Origin of the sequence: Bacillus sp. FJAT-53060, assembly GCF_037104745.1 — a bacterium.
Taxonomy (GTDB): domain Bacteria; phylum Bacillota; class Bacilli; order Bacillales; family Bacillaceae; genus Bacillus; species Bacillus stratosphericus_B.
Window position 1 is genome coordinate 38,779 of record NZ_JBAWSW010000019.1, and the last position, 14,132, is coordinate 52,910.

Genomic DNA, 14,132 nt, shown 5'->3' on the forward strand with positions numbered 1-14,132 from the left:
TGTTCATAGGGATGTTATTTAGTATTTAAAGGTGTCTGTAAGAACTCAACCCCTTTTACAATCTCTTGTCTCGCTTCTTCATCACTTTCCCGCTCAAGGGCTTTTTCCAGTTCTGAAAGCTGCTGCTGATCGCCAATTTTGCCAATAGCCCAAGCGGCCGTTCCTCGAATGACCGGCCTTGGATCTTTATGCATCAGTTTAACTAAATCTGGCAACGCAGAGGTTTCTTTAAAGTGAGCAAGTGCCAAAATCGCATTCCTTTGAATAGGCTTTTTCCCACGCCAAGATCCCGAAACATGACCGTACTTCTCCTTAAACTCACGATTGCTGATCGTAAGCAGCGGCTTTAAGAGCGGCTTTGCAATTTCAGGGTCCGGCTCCATTTCAGGATGCAAATGAAAGTCTTTTCCTTTATTGATTGGACAGACCGTTTGGCACGTATCACATCCATACAATCGATTCCCTATTTTCGACCGAAACTCGTCAGGTAAAAACCCTTTTGTCTGCGTTAAAAACGAAATGCACCTTTGAGAATTAAGCTGTCCTGGATTCACTAAGGCACCTGTTGGACACGAATCCACACATTTATTGCACGTTCCGCACTGGTCTTCCATTTTCTCATCCGGTTCAAATGGGACATTTGTGATCATTTCAGCCAAGTACACATAAGATCCGAACTCAGGTGTAATAATCATGCAGTTCTTTGCACTAAAGCCAATGCCAGCACGTTCTGCTACAGCACGATCAGACAGTTCACCTGTATCCACCATTGATTTCGTTCGTATATCTTCATGTTTGCTTCTCAAAAATTCCTCGAGCATATCGAGCTTTTTTTTCAGTACAACATGATAATCCGTACCCCATGACGCCCTGGAAAAGATACCTCTTCTCGCATCCTTTGTGCTTCGAGGAGCATCTTTCATTTTGGAAGGATAAGCGAGCGCTATTGCAACAATTGATTTGGCCTTTGGAAGCAACAAAGCAGGGTTTGTTCTTTTTTCAATATCAGGCTCTTCAAAGCCCGACAAATACCCTAATGATTCATGTAAGATAAGGCGGTCTTTTAATGAATCAAATGTATTAGCACTTGCAAATCGAATTTTATCGACACCAATTTCATTCGCATATTGAATCAATTCTTCTTTTAATTTTCCAACATGAATCACCTTGCACCCCTCCTTTCTTTGTTTCTTCTGTTGTTTAAAGTATAATACGAGTGTATCATGACCGATTGGAGTGAGTCACTGTGAAGATACATATGGAAATATCTCATCCCCAAAGCCCGTCTATTCATGTTGGACAAATTGAATATTCACAGATTGAAGTCGGTAAATCGCCTCAAATGTTAAAAGGTCGATTACGCCTGTTTCAAGAATCTTTGTTTTTTGATTACGAGGATAAAACCTTAGAAGAAGTATCAGCGATCAAAGAATGGACTGATCTTTTAGAAGACGTCCCTTTTCTTCCACTTCTTTCTAATATTCAAAAGGAACAATTTATGGACTCGACCAATTCCGTACAGGATTTGTCGATATTTTTCTCATTAAAATATTTCTTACCCATCCTTACACTAGATGCTGATCGTCTCAAAGATCCTGTTTTACTGTCAAAAAATAGTTCTGATCACATCGAATGGCAGGACAGTGAAGGGCTTAAAGGGTTATTTTCTCAAACAAGTAAAGCACAAATTTCTCAAGATACAAAGAATATCCTTCAAATCATTCTTTTCCGGCCATCTATTTCCTGGGAAAAGAGTGAAGCTCTTATACAATCCTTGACGAAAATGTTTGTACAAATACAAGGTGGAGAAAGCAACTATGAACTCATTGAAAAAGCACTGTAGTCTGACAGCGCTTTTTCACATTATACTGACATAATAAAAAACGCAACACTTCGTTTATCTATGAAACGAAACACTGCGTTATAAACAAAATTATGTATTGGAGCGGGTGATGAGAATCGAACTCACGACATCAGCTTGGAAGGCTGAGGTTTTACCACTAAACTACACCCGCATCCATCTTTGAAAGCCAATGTCATTGTGTTGACTTTTATTATATTACAACTTTCTTAAGAATTCGTCAACAGAATATGAAGATTTTCGTCAAAAAACTTCATTTTCCGTATATATATTACGATAGTTATTTATCTAGCTGTACAAAACATAAATACGCATGCAAAATATTCTTCAACGCTTGCTCCAGGTTCTTCTACATTTCTTCAAGAGCCATCTTTGCCAATTGCAGCTCTATACACAATCAATGCTTTTTCTCCTGAAGCACTTTGACAGATTCAGATTGTGCAGAAAAAACATAATCATCTACTTAAAACGGAAAACTTGAAGTTGCTTTCGTCATTTTTGTCTAACCAAATACTAAATTGTGATTCGTATATATCTTTCTGATGATATAATTGAAAGGGCACATTCATCGTTTCGACCATTTTTGTAATGACTTCCGATAAAAGTAATACTCTGATTCTTTTCGTTAATCCTTTCATCCTGCTAGTAGATAAACTGCGAATTAAAGAATGCTCCATTTCTACATTGATATCCCCTTTGATTTTGGTTCTACATTATACTAAAATTTGGTTGAGTATACAAAAAAAAGATTAGGAGGGTTCTCCTAATCTTTCGCTTTTTTCTGTTTCATTACTGACAGCAGTGCCACAATCAGAAAACTCACAGCAAAAATTACAATCATATAAATAAAAAAGTTTGGTTTGATCTGAAAAGTAAAAGCTGACGAGCCTTCCATCTCAAAGGCAAGACTATTAAATAATAATTCATGATTCGTTTTTGATTGAAATAAATGATAGAACAGTACACCAATAGTCAGCATTGGAAAGCCTAAGAAACCTAGAAAACCACCAACAATTGCGCCTTGTTTCATTGCCTGAACGTTCATAATCGTTGACCTCCCATTCCACGAACCAATAACTGCTTCATAATGGACTTACCATCTCCCATAAACGGAAGAAGGTAGAGTAATTGAATCAAATACGTAATTGAAAAAATGAAAAAACCTGTTGAGATTGGATTCTCTTTCAGAAATAAAACGGTCACAATGACTCCTAATGCTCCGATCACACCTGGCAGAAGTGGCCCAAGTAGTGTAATCCATACCTGCTTTTTCTGAAATGGATCTAATACGGGTCTCACAAACTTCACGGACATCATATCGCTCGCAAAAAAGCCTTGTGGGCCATCCCGTCCTGCAAACTTCCGATGTGCATATCCATGTGCCGCCTCATGCAAGGCTGTCCCAGTAATTAATCCGAAATAAATAATGGAAAAATAAATCGCGATGACTACAATCGATGGATCAGGAATGAATAAAAAGGCGATTCCTGCCATCACCATAAAGAGCACCCAGAAAAAGATGATTTTACGCATCACCATGAGCAAGGCCGTCCCCAATATTTGAAGGAATGAGTGACCACTGCAATCAAACCGCTCTTTCATCTTTACTTGATACTGCTTAAAAAATTGATAGCAGGCTGTGACCACCCGATATGGCGATTGATAATGGATAGACAGCAAATGATGCTGATTTAGACTCATCATTAGTTGATAGAAATCACGGGCAATTACAGACTCATCGACCTGAAACAAATCGGCGAGCTCTGCCGTTATATTCGCTTCTGTCCTCTTGCCGTCAACTTTCGTTAACATATGATATGCACTCTCATTAATCGGGAGTGTGCTTCCATACTGGGTATCAGTCAGATGCCTTTTTTGTAAGGTGACATACGGAGCAATAGCCGGTACCCGCTCGATCTTTAGCTTACTGTTAAGAAGTTGAATCATGTGAATACCTCCATGAAAAACCTTTGTATATGGCAAAGATGAGCAGACCTTCAAATCCTGCCACTAGCAACCACTGAAGCATTTGGCTTGACTCCCCTATGACGTAGTTTCCAATAAATAAAATTGGAATCATGATTAAAATAAGCACTCCAAACGAAAAAATGCCCGTGTATGGATTATTTCGATCAAGGGGAAGTAAAATACCCACGACATAAAAGAGAGCAATTGCATTACACAAGACTGCAGCAGCAATCAATACGTTCAAAATCTGATCAGGGAGCGTCAGTGTTGTGAGCATGAATAAAGCAATTTGCATCACTCCAACGAGCAGAAGGCCGATAAACTTATACAGAGCCACTTCCCACGACCTTAGACCAAATGTTTTATACATTCCAAGCATTCGTTTATCATTGCCAAATGAATTAAAGGCTGTTAATCCAGCTAGAGCACATAGTACAAAAAAGGCTTCTCCTTCAAAGCGGAAAGCAAACTGATAGCGGATAAATAAGATCACGATAAGGAGAACGAGAAAGTTTAAAATGTTTTCTTCATTTCTCACCTGTGATTTGATTTCCTTTACAATGAGTGACCACTTTTTTGAAGACGAGAATGGTAGTTTGTTTAAAAAAGTTAATGCTTTTTTCTCTACCATAATCGGCATAAGAGCAAGAGAAAAAAACGCACCGCCTGCGGATAATAGGATGAACAGAATCAAAATCGCATAATTTACTCCTTGAGGAGACATCCCTTGTCCCGCAAGGAAAAATGGGGCTGTAAAATACATCAAATGATAATCAAACTGTATATATGATTGCTGAATTTTACTGATGTCAAAATGCGTCATTCCATACGCAACAACTAGCACCAATAAAACAAATATCGCTGCAAATTTTTGCAATGGTAATTTAAATTTTAGAACGAGCAAATAGGTCATGTTGTAAATGAACTGCAAAAGTGTTAGGACAAACAGCGATTGCAAAAGCACCATCAAGAAGAAAGTGAGAATAAAGAAAATACCGATCCCTTTGGCAATAAAATTAGGTAAAAGCAAGACACCGATAAAGAATAAAACAAGCCCTGCCACCACTGTCACCATCGGAATGAAGTATCCAAGGCTTTTCTGAAATGTCGAAAGCGGAAACCAGCTAAGCTGCATAGAAAACCGGTCCTGTTCGGGCGTTCTGACCTTGATCAGAACAAACAACAGGCTTGTAAAAATGGATGCATTGATCGCCATTGACACAACCAACAGTCCAAGTGAACGTTCATCTCCATTTAAGAAAGACTTTATAAAGACACCTGTAAAACTGTATCCGATGATGGCTCCCATTGTGACTGCAAACAAAAAGAATAAGACCACAATGATTCGCTTCGTTTGAGTATCAAAGAGCTTATACATCTCCTGCTGCCACATTTTAAGCATCATTTTAGAAATGATTAATGATTTCATCAAAATGTGCACCCCTATCACTTAACATTGAAGCTTTCAGAAACACTTGTTCCAGTGTGCTAGATTGATACTTCTCTTTTAATGCTGAAACTGTTCCTTCATCCATTTTATTTCCCTTTGAAATAATGGCGATTTTGTGGCACAGCTCTTCTGCTGAAAGCATATCATGCGTTGAAAGCAAGATCGCACCATGGTGCTTGGCATAACGCTTCATGAGTTTCTTTGTGTTTATAACCGCTTCAATATCAAGTCCTCTAAAGGGCTCATCCATGATCACCAATTGACTATCAAGCATAAAGCCGGCAATCAGCTGTGTCTTTTTTTTCATACCATGTGAATATGTTTCGATAGGTCTTGATAAAGCTGAATCCATGTCAAACAATTCAATTAGTTGATTTCTTCTATGATTTGTTTTACATTCATACATAGAGGAAACAAAATCTAAATATTCAGCACCAGTCAATGCTTCAGGGAGCAGCAGATCATCTGGAACATAGGCTACTTGTTTTTTAAAGGATGGATTATCATTTGTCACATCCTTTATGTGAATCGTTCCTTCTGTTTGCTTAATGATCCCGAGTGTACAGTTAATCATCGTTGTTTTACCGGATCCATTCGGACCAGCAACAGCAACAATTTGATGAGGAGCGATCTTTAAATGAAAATCATTGATAGCAGTTACATTATTTTTATACGTCTTAGTTAAATTCTCGATCGTAAACATATAACCTCCAAGTGGCTGTATATTCATTAAAACAGATCAGGCTAAACCGCCCGCCACAGACGGTTTAGCCCTGGTGTCATACCTTAGAAGTAAGAAGATGAATCCTAAGTAGAGCTACTTACATTCAATATTAACGTGTAAGCCACTTTCCCATCGAACGCCTCCTGTAAAGCTACCGTTGCCGTTTGCTAAACACCAAATTGCTGCTCCTAGAACAACTGTTGCTCCCAATGCCAGAAGGACTGCAACAAATACTAAGAACCAAGCTTGGTCCATAATAGCAGGTTCCATAGTGGAATAATCTACTTGCGGTGCTGCATAAGTCATAATTTTCACCTCCCATCTTATGATGAACTGATCGTATCATAGGTGTCACACTCCAAACATCAACAGAAGATCCCATTTTTGACAAGAACACACCTTTGGGTAAAATGGGATCTTTTATTCAATTATTTCCTTTTTAATGCACAAACCCTCTCTTTTTCACTAGATTTCATCACTCCATTAGAACCAACGAACCCAAACAATGTCAAACGAACCATCTTTTTCCTCTATTTTAAAATAGTCTTTTATCTTCATCTCTTCTATATATTCTTTCTTTTTTGTGAGATAGAAAGAATTCCTCCGATATATCAGATATAAAAGTCCTAATTACATGTCGTTATTACACCAATTATGAAATATCTACCGATAATTTTAACAAAAGAGTGAGCATATTTTCCTTCTTCTCTTGTCACTTAAAATATGTATATACAAGAAAGTTCATTGAAAAAAACCTTTCCTTCTTCATCACTCGTTCCTCCTTCTCTTCCTATGAAAAATCTAATTGATTAGCGCCAAGCCCTTCAAATTGGGGAAGGGCGCTTTGAAACTCACCCCACTTTACTCTCATGCCTTCTTCCTTTGCTAAAAGCAATGGGCTTAGACTATGCTGCATTCATTAATCTCTTTTACATTGTTTTCTGAACCAACCGCTGCTTGATCACACCTTGCTAATACAAGAAGGAGAACCAAAAAGAGAGTGGTCCTTTGCTTCTTTTGATTCAATCTTATCCTTCTGTCAACAACAACTCATCTGTTATCTCAAATTCTGACCTGGTTTTGTGATGCGTCTTTCTCCTATCACGAGATTCCCATCATAATCTGTATCAAGCACTCGAATGATGCAGGCGATGCTTACTTTCGCTGCCATGAATCTCAAAAAGCTAGCAAACTGGACATGGAGACGACCATGTCCAGGGTAAGACAACTGATAAATTTTATCAAAATAAGTGAAAACCCCACTTTTACTTGAAGTAAAGGTAGGGTTTGTCTACGGTCTGAACCACACGACAGTGTGCTTTTTTCTTATTGATTAAGTAACCGAATATCTTGGAAAGGATAAAACACAAATGATGTTGTCCCTTGAATATCACTCTTTGTAAAAAGACCTAGACCGTTGCGGCTGTCCATTGAATTCTGGCGATTGTCACCCATGACAAAGTACTTTCCTTTCGGGACTGTAAGAGGACCGAAATCAGGCGTCAACAAGGTGCCATCTGCGGCTGCTTTCTTTTTGTTTGACGCTAAATAAGGCTCCGCCACTTTTTGACCATTGACGTACAGCTGGTCATTTTTCATTTCAATTTTATCACCTGGTAAACCAATCAATCGTTTCACGTAATGAGTGCTGCGGTCTTCCCCATCAAGTACAATGATCTGTCCTCGTTTATAATCACCGAAATAATCGACGGTTTTATTCACAAAGACCCGCTCTGTATTATGCAATGTCGGATCCATAGAAGACCCTTTGACAATATACGGCGCAAATATAAAATTACGAATGATAAAAACAGCAATGAATGCAATTAAGATGGCCTTGATCCAGCCCCATAATTCTGATTTCTTTTTTTGTGTTTTTGTATTTGTTATCATAAGCTCCTCCTGAAATCCACTAGGACAAAATGAGTTTCGTCAGCTACTTAAAATATAAACATATTTTGCCAATAAATCAAGCTATGAGAGAGAAAAAGGCAAGCACCTTTCCTGTGCTTGCCCAAAACTTAGTTACTTAGCAGAAGAATCCGCTTCTTGCGTTTTGTTTGTTTTACCATAGAAATAATCAGATGGATTCACTGGTTTAAAATCAGATAGCTTATGGAATCGAAGAAGATCCCTGTAAAGCACTTTATCTGAAAGACTTAACTGATTATCTACACGGGCTTTGATCGCCTCTGTCTTTTTATTTTGCTTCATCACTTTACCCGTTTTCGTGTCGTAGACAGTATTATCTACAAGTGTGTATTTTGGTGTCACATAGTTTCCACTACGGAATGCAACTGTTTGATCATGTTCTTTTGAAAATAGATCTGTCCCAAAATTCACGAACTCGTTTGAATCGATACCTTGTAAGTGGAGAAGCGTTGGCATCACGTCTATTTCACCGCCATACGTATGATTCACGCCGCCCTGTTTACCAGGAATACGAATCATCAGCGGTACACGCTGATTTTGTGCATTTTGATACGGTGTAATTTCTTTTCCTTGAATTTCACTCATTGCACGGTTATGGTTCTCAGAAATACCGTTATGGTCACCATATAATAAAATAACTGAGTCTTTATACAGACCTGATTTTTTCAAATCCTTAAAGAATTGCTCTAATGATTCATCTAAATATCTTGCTGTTTGAAAATAATTATCTACTGTCTTATCGCCAGTTGTTGCTTTTGGAATAGTGGCATCTTTCTCATCTAAATTAAATGGATAGTGATGAGTCAGTGTCATTAAGTGTGCATAAAATGGTTTTTTCAATGATTCTAACATTGGGATTGACTCTTTAAAGAACGGCTTATCCTTCAGTCCCATATTCACAAGATTTTCTTCATCCATATTGTAATAAGAGGCATCGAAGAATTGATCAATTCCCATATGCTTATAAATGGTGTCACGGTTCCAGAAAGATTTATAATCCCCGTGAAGAACTGCACTTGTATAATCTTCCTTTTGATTTAAAATTGCAGGAAGTGATTGGTAGGTATTTTCCCCTTTTGTCACAAACGCTGCACCCTCTGGCAAGCCAAACATACTATTATCCATCATCAGTTCAGCATCCGCTGTCTTTCCTTGACCTGTCTGATGGAAGAAGTTATCGAAATACGTAAAATCATCTTCCCCATGAGCCAGTTTGTTTAAAAACGGCGTAACTTCTTCCCCATTTAGCTTGTAATCAATTAAAAACGACTGAAAACTCTCTAAATGGATTTTAATGATATTTTTACCTTTCGCTTTGCCAAAATACTCTGCATTTGGCTTTGCATAGTGAGAAGCCGTATAGTTCACAACATCCGTTAAATCATCACTGCTCGCATTTGCAACCTGTGTTGCATTTTGCGCCGATTGAATCCCATCATAAATCGCATAATTATAGACGCCTAAATACTTAACAATATACTTATGATCAAAAGTTCTTGTTAATAATTCTGGACGATCCTTTTCAGCTAAATGAAGGTTGACAAAGAACAGGCCGACACCTGCTGCAACAATAAGCAATGCAAATGTCTTTTTCATTTGGAATTTCTTGATTTCCGGTCTCCAAATCACAATGGCAATCAAGATCAAGATATCAAGGAAGTACAAAATGTCATGCGGCTTAATACTTGATAACACACCGTCTGTCATGCCTCCTCCAAGATTTCCTGCTTGCTTCATTGTTGGGAAAGTTAAAAAGTCATCAAAGAAACGGTAGTACGCTACATTTGCATATAAAAGTCCGGTCATAATAAAATCAATCACAATTAAAACAATAGCCGATTTACGCCCCTTTAAAAAGAGAGCAAGTCCCAAAAACACAATGGCTGAACTAAATGGATTTAATAAGAGAAGTCCCTCTTGAAAAGAACCTTTTACTCCTAAATTAAAGTCCATCTTGTAGGCTGTATACGATTTTGCCCAGAATAAAAGGACAGCCAATACAAAAAAGCTATATTTGTTCAAAAATATTTTTTTCATAATACCTCTTCTTTCTATTAACAAATTGATATAAATGAATTCATAAAAAATTTACATTCATTTTGCAAATGTAAATCTTCTTCGCCAAGCATTCCAATGCTTTGTCTCCGGCAGACCAAGGAGTTCCTTTAATATAACGTATGAGAAGCATCATAAGTTTCAAAAAAAATAAAATTTACACACACTTCATGTTTCAGTGAATGAAGAGTGTTTTGTAAATTACTTAGTACTACTTTACTTTTTTCATCTAATCGTGTCAAAGTAATTATAAAGAAAAGGATGAATAACCTAGGCTTTTTGACTCGTTTACCCAAATTTATACAAAACTCTACCCTTACTTCTTAATTTTCTTCTTTATTGTGACACGATTTCTCCTATCAATGTACGGTGTGATAAAGATATAGATTAAGATTATTGAGGTCACAGGACCTTCTGGAGTAGGCGCAGGTAAAGAATCTCTTTGTACCGATTCGATTCCACTGATTGCATGGAAGGAAAATGGCCATCACAACCGAAGGTGAGACTCTACTGGTAACAGAAGAAGATGGGTTACGGAAAAAACAGGCACAATTACATAAGGAATCCATTGTTCCACTTCAGGTACCAGAGTACAAAAGGTGCAGATGAATTCTTGCTGGTATCACATATCCATCCATATACAGAGGATAGAGAGCTTCAAGACATATGAGAAGAAGCACAAAAACCTGTCTTTTAGACGGAGCAGTGATTTCGATTTTGTAAATTTATTTACAAAATGTTCCAGCGGATGATCAATGTCTTAAATGAAGTCAAGCTGATTCAAATTTCCCTTCAATTGAAGTGACACCACCATAGGGAATCAAATGAATAGACCTATTTGAAAAAGGATTGACGCTTGTACAACTTCCTCGTATTATTAGCATAAATCCATCTTTTTCTTAGAAAAGGGTAGCTTACATGAGCTTGTTTAAGAACTGGAGAAAAAAGCAAAACAATCAGTCGATCACTTCAGAAAAGCAAGAAGGCAGCATCCCAATCAACTTTTCCACATTTCCCTTTGGTACAGACCACGTAGATGACTTTTTGTTCAACTTAGACCTTACATCCAAGCTCATCGATCCATATAAAGATACAGATACGAACAAATTAACCTAGACCTTCGTGAATGCTCATCCAATACTCAATGAAAGGTGTAATCCCATGAAAGTCAGACACTGCCAAGCAGATGGACAATTGAAAGATGCGGCTTTAACGCAGCAAGGCATCACTCAATCACTCGCGCTGGCTCAGTTCTTTTCCGGCATTCACCTCAATAAGATCATCTCAAGTCCCTATAAACGAGCCATCCAAACCATTGAGCCGCTCGCCCATGCAAAACAACTTAAGATAAAAATAGATGAGCGTCTCTCTGAACGTGTGTTAAGTAGAAAGCCGATGGATGATTGGTATGAGAAGCTAAAGCTCAGTTTTTCGGATTTACACATCACATATGAAGGCGGAGAATCAAGTCAAGAAGCAATGAACCGAATAGTAGAGGCTCTCTACGAACAAATAGAAGTAGAAGAAAATCATACCCTCTTCGTTACACACGGCAATATCATGAGCCTGCTCCTCAAACACGCCGATTCGAACATTGGATTCAATGAGTGGGAGAAGCTCAGCAATCCAGATGTCTATGTATTGAAACACTTTAGCCAAGATCATTTAGAAATAAAACGAATATGGCATAACATATAATAAACGCTAGAATCCACTGTAATGATCCTAAACATAAGGACATGTTCCTTATCATACTGATTTTTCATTAAAGTTTTATAAATCCAACTAATTTGATCTGGTTCGGATTCCAATTCTAGTTTAATAAGAGGCTCTAAAGGTATAACAATTCAACATAAAGCACATCATCACATAGATTATGATAATCAAATATGGCTTTCACTTTTTCTTTTTCATATTGAGCTAGTAACACCCTGCCCCTCCTTTCCTCTAAAGGCTCAGATTTTATTTCACAGTCCTCAATAAATAGCTTTAATGCTCCTTTAAATTCAATCTTCTCTTCTCATTTGCCACATTGTCCATAATTAAGTCAATGTCTTTTGTTGATAGCTGATTGTTCCTTCTCATCTTTTCATCATTCCCTCAAAAATAAATTGTTTTAATGAAAGGGTGCATATGACCATAGGAATTTGACTTTGCCTTCAATAATCATGTACATAAAAGCAAAAAAGACCGCTAATTTTCATTAGCAGTCAGTCAATTTATCAGTATGTAAGTTGGAGCGGGTGAAGGGAATCGAACCCTCATCATCAGCTTGGAAGGCTGAGGTTTTACCACTAAACTACACCCGCGATGTGGTACCGGTGGCCGGGGTCGAACCGGCACTCCGTGAGGAACACGATTTTGAGTCGTGCGCGTCTGCCAATTCCGCCACACCGGCATGATCTTTAAAGAGCGCAACTTATAATAAAAAACAATGGTGCCGAGGGCCGGACTTGAACCGGCACGGTAGTCACCTACCGCAGGATTTTAAGTCCTGTGTGTCTGCCAATTCCACCACCCCGGCAGTCTTTTCAAAAAAAAAGGCGACACCCGGATTTGAACCGGGGATAAAGGTTTTGCAGACCTCTGCCTTACCACTTGGCTATGCCGCCATTATTGGAGCGGAAGACGGGATTCGAACCCGCGACCCCCACCTTGGCAAGGTGGTGTTCTACCACTGAACTACTTCCGCATATCAACTGGGCTAGCTGGATTCGAACCAACGCATGACGGAGTCAAAGTCCGTTGCCTTACCGCTTGGCTATAGCCCAATAATAAAATGGGGCGATTGATGGGAATCGAACCCACGAGTGCCAGAGCCACAATCTGGTGCGTTAACCACTTCGCCACAACCGCCATAGATGTTATAAATCATATAATTGGCAGGGGCAGTAGGAATCGAACCCACACCGGAGGTTTTGGAGACCTCTGTTCTACCGTTAAACTATGCCCCTAAAAATGGTGGAGGGGGGCGGATTCGAACCGCCGAACCCGGAGGGAGCGGATTTACAGTCCGCCGCGTTTAGCCACTTCGCTACCCCTCCACATTTGAAAAACAGTGCCGGCAAGAGGACTTGAACCCCCAACCTACTGATTACAAGTCAGTTGCTCTACCAATTGAGCTACACCGGCAAATAGTGGTGGCTCGGGACGGAATCGAACCGCCGACACACGGATTTTCAGTCCGTTGCTCTACCAACTGAGCTACCGAGCCAACATCAATATGATGAATATGTATAAATGGCGGTCCGGACGGGACTCGAACCCGCGACCTCCTGCGTGACAGGCAGGCATTCTAACCAACTGAACTACCGGACCAATATAAAAATAAAAAGTTTGGTTGCGGGGGCAGGATTTGAACCTGCGACCTTCGGGTTATGAGCCCGACGAGCTACCGAACTGCTCCACCCCGCGACAATATAAAAGATATGGTGGAGGATGACGGGCTCGAACCGCCGACCCTCTGCTTGTAAGGCAGATGCTCTCCCAGCTGAGCTAATCCTCCGGAAAAAAATGCTGGTATATATTCTATAAAATGGTGACCCGTACGGGATTCGAACCCGTGTTACCGCCGTGAAAGGGCGGTGTCTTAACCGCTTGACCAACGGGCCATCTATTATATGTATCTTGTGGCGGAGAGCAAGGGATTCGAACCCTTGAGACGGGTTTACCGCCTACACGATTTCCAATCGTGCTCCTTCGGCCACTCGGACAGCTCTCCAAATTGGCTCCGCAGGTAGGATTCGAACCTACGACCGATCGGTTAACAGCCGATAGCTCTACCACTGAGCTACTGCGGAATGAAGAAAGCCTGGCGATGTCCTACTCTCACAGGGGGAAACCCCCAACTACCATTGGCGCTGAAGAGCTTAACTTCCGTGTTCGGTATGGGAACGGGTGTGACCTCTTCGCCATCATCACCAGACAATTTAGTGACAAAAGATATTATACTATGTATTGAAAATAAATCAAGAGATATTTTAAAAATGTTCTCTCAAAACTAGATAACAACGTCCATGCTTCACATTAGAATATAGGTTAAGTCCTCGATCTATTAGTATCTGTCAGCTCCACGTGTCACCACGCTTCCACCTCAGACCTATCAACCTGATCATCTTTCAGGGATCTTACTTCCTTGCGGA

General features: G+C 39.4%; 11 protein-coding genes, 18 tRNA genes, 2 rRNA genes and 1 pseudogene. 3 read left to right on the forward strand and 29 right to left on the reverse strand.

Annotated elements, in window-relative coordinates; all coding sequences use genetic code 11:
* Window positions 1–14: 14 nt before the first annotated feature.
* Window positions 15–1,163 (reverse strand): tRNA epoxyqueuosine(34) reductase QueG, encoded by a 1,149-nt coding sequence (gene queG, locus WAX46_RS08960; protein ID WP_226569562.1) that lies wholly within the window; start codon window positions 1,161–1,163, stop codon window positions 15–17.
* Between the two features lie 83 nt (window positions 1,164–1,246).
* Here queG and WAX46_RS08965 point away from each other — a divergent pair, with 83 nt between their 5' ends.
* Window positions 1,247–1,843 (forward strand): hypothetical protein, encoded by a 597-nt coding sequence (locus tag WAX46_RS08965; RefSeq protein WP_336493696.1) that lies wholly within the window; start codon window positions 1,247–1,249, stop codon window positions 1,841–1,843.
* Window positions 1,844–1,941: 98 nt separating this feature from the next.
* Here WAX46_RS08965 and WAX46_RS08970 read toward each other — a convergent pair.
* The 9 genes and pseudogenes from WAX46_RS08970 to WAX46_RS09010 form a co-directional block, all read right to left on the reverse strand.
* Window positions 1,942–2,015: transfer RNA gene (locus WAX46_RS08970), tRNA-Gly, on the reverse strand.
* A gap of 609 nt (window positions 2,016–2,624) precedes the next feature.
* Complete coding sequence (locus tag WAX46_RS08975) at window positions 2,625–2,906, reverse strand: hypothetical protein (RefSeq protein ID WP_226569549.1); 282 nt, start codon at window positions 2,904–2,906, stop codon at window positions 2,625–2,627.
* Complete coding sequence (locus WAX46_RS08980) at window positions 2,903–3,808, reverse strand: PqqD family protein (RefSeq protein WP_226569547.1); 906 nt, start codon at window positions 3,806–3,808, stop codon at window positions 2,903–2,905. The genes WAX46_RS08975 and WAX46_RS08980 overlap by 4 nt, the downstream gene beginning before the upstream one ends.
* The gene (locus tag WAX46_RS08985; protein WP_336493699.1) at window positions 3,792–5,258 is read right to left on the reverse strand and encodes a hypothetical protein; all 1,467 of its coding nucleotides are present in this window, start codon (window positions 5,256–5,258) and stop codon (window positions 3,792–3,794) included. The genes WAX46_RS08980 and WAX46_RS08985 overlap by 17 nt, the downstream gene beginning before the upstream one ends.
* Entirely contained in the window at window positions 5,236–5,982 is a 747-nt protein-coding gene (locus WAX46_RS08990; protein ID WP_226569543.1) for an ABC transporter ATP-binding protein, read from the reverse strand. Before WAX46_RS08990 ends, WAX46_RS08985 begins: the two co-directional genes overlap by 23 nt.
* Window positions 5,983–6,096: 114 nt before the next feature.
* Window positions 6,097–6,309 (reverse strand): hypothetical protein, encoded by a 213-nt coding sequence (locus tag WAX46_RS08995; protein ID WP_226569541.1) that lies wholly within the window; start codon window positions 6,307–6,309, stop codon window positions 6,097–6,099.
* Window positions 6,310–6,796: 487 nt separating this feature from the next.
* Window positions 6,797–7,029: pseudogene (locus WAX46_RS09000) on the reverse strand (aliphatic sulfonate ABC transporter substrate-binding protein); the annotation flags it as partial.
* Window positions 7,030–7,329: 300 nt separating this feature from the next.
* On the reverse strand, window positions 7,330–7,896 hold the full coding sequence (gene lepB / locus WAX46_RS09005) for a signal peptidase I (protein ID WP_226569539.1): 567 nt from the start codon (window positions 7,894–7,896) through the stop codon (window positions 7,330–7,332).
* A 132-nt stretch (window positions 7,897–8,028) separates the two neighbouring features.
* Entirely contained in the window at window positions 8,029–9,972 is a 1,944-nt protein-coding gene (locus WAX46_RS09010; protein ID WP_226569537.1) for an LTA synthase family protein, read from the reverse strand.
* 936 nt (window positions 9,973–10,908) lie between these two features.
* On the opposite strand from WAX46_RS09010, the gene WAX46_RS09015 reads away from it, so the two are divergent.
* Entirely contained in the window at window positions 10,909–11,106 is a 198-nt protein-coding gene (locus WAX46_RS09015; protein WP_226569535.1) for a hypothetical protein, read from the forward strand.
* A 45-nt stretch (window positions 11,107–11,151) separates the two neighbouring features.
* Window positions 11,152–11,688: a histidine phosphatase family protein gene (locus tag WAX46_RS09020; protein ID WP_226569533.1), complete on the forward strand. Its 537-nt coding sequence runs from the start codon at window positions 11,152–11,154 to the stop codon at window positions 11,686–11,688.
* A gap of 537 nt (window positions 11,689–12,225) precedes the next feature.
* Here the strand turns inward: WAX46_RS09020 and WAX46_RS09025 are convergent.
* The 19 genes from WAX46_RS09025 to WAX46_RS09115 all read right to left on the reverse strand — a co-directional run.
* Window positions 12,226–12,299 (reverse strand) — tRNA-Gly (locus WAX46_RS09025).
* A gap of 4 nt (window positions 12,300–12,303) precedes the next feature.
* A tRNA-Leu gene (locus WAX46_RS09030) sits at window positions 12,304–12,388 on the reverse strand.
* A 37-nt stretch (window positions 12,389–12,425) separates the two neighbouring features.
* A tRNA-Leu gene (locus WAX46_RS09035) sits at window positions 12,426–12,514 on the reverse strand.
* 17 nt (window positions 12,515–12,531) lie between these two features.
* Window positions 12,532–12,602, reverse strand: a tRNA-Cys gene (locus WAX46_RS09040).
* 5 nt (window positions 12,603–12,607) lie between these two features.
* Window positions 12,608–12,682, reverse strand: a tRNA-Gly gene (locus WAX46_RS09045).
* Between the two features lie 7 nt (window positions 12,683–12,689).
* Window positions 12,690–12,761, reverse strand: a tRNA-Gln gene (locus tag WAX46_RS09050).
* A 9-nt stretch (window positions 12,762–12,770) separates the two neighbouring features.
* Window positions 12,771–12,846 (reverse strand) — tRNA-His (locus WAX46_RS09055).
* 24 nt (window positions 12,847–12,870) lie between these two features.
* A tRNA-Trp gene (locus WAX46_RS09060) sits at window positions 12,871–12,944 on the reverse strand.
* 5 nt (window positions 12,945–12,949) lie between these two features.
* Window positions 12,950–13,034: transfer RNA gene (locus WAX46_RS09065), tRNA-Tyr, on the reverse strand.
* A 15-nt stretch (window positions 13,035–13,049) separates the two neighbouring features.
* Window positions 13,050–13,122: transfer RNA gene (locus WAX46_RS09070), tRNA-Thr, on the reverse strand.
* Window positions 13,123–13,128: 6 nt separating this feature from the next.
* Window positions 13,129–13,204, reverse strand: a tRNA-Phe gene (locus tag WAX46_RS09075).
* A 27-nt stretch (window positions 13,205–13,231) separates the two neighbouring features.
* Window positions 13,232–13,308: transfer RNA gene (locus tag WAX46_RS09080), tRNA-Asp, on the reverse strand.
* Window positions 13,309–13,327: 19 nt separating this feature from the next.
* A tRNA-Met gene (locus WAX46_RS09085) sits at window positions 13,328–13,404 on the reverse strand.
* A 15-nt stretch (window positions 13,405–13,419) separates the two neighbouring features.
* A tRNA-Val gene (locus WAX46_RS09090) sits at window positions 13,420–13,495 on the reverse strand.
* Between the two features lie 31 nt (window positions 13,496–13,526).
* Window positions 13,527–13,601 (reverse strand) — tRNA-Glu (locus tag WAX46_RS09095).
* Window positions 13,602–13,620: 19 nt separating this feature from the next.
* A tRNA-Ser gene (locus tag WAX46_RS09100) sits at window positions 13,621–13,711 on the reverse strand.
* 4 nt (window positions 13,712–13,715) lie between these two features.
* Window positions 13,716–13,790: transfer RNA gene (locus tag WAX46_RS09105), tRNA-Asn, on the reverse strand.
* A gap of 9 nt (window positions 13,791–13,799) precedes the next feature.
* Window positions 13,800–13,915, reverse strand: a 5S ribosomal RNA gene (gene rrf / locus WAX46_RS09110).
* Between the two features lie 109 nt (window positions 13,916–14,024).
* Window positions 14,025–14,132 (reverse strand): 23S ribosomal RNA (locus tag WAX46_RS09115); the annotation flags it as partial.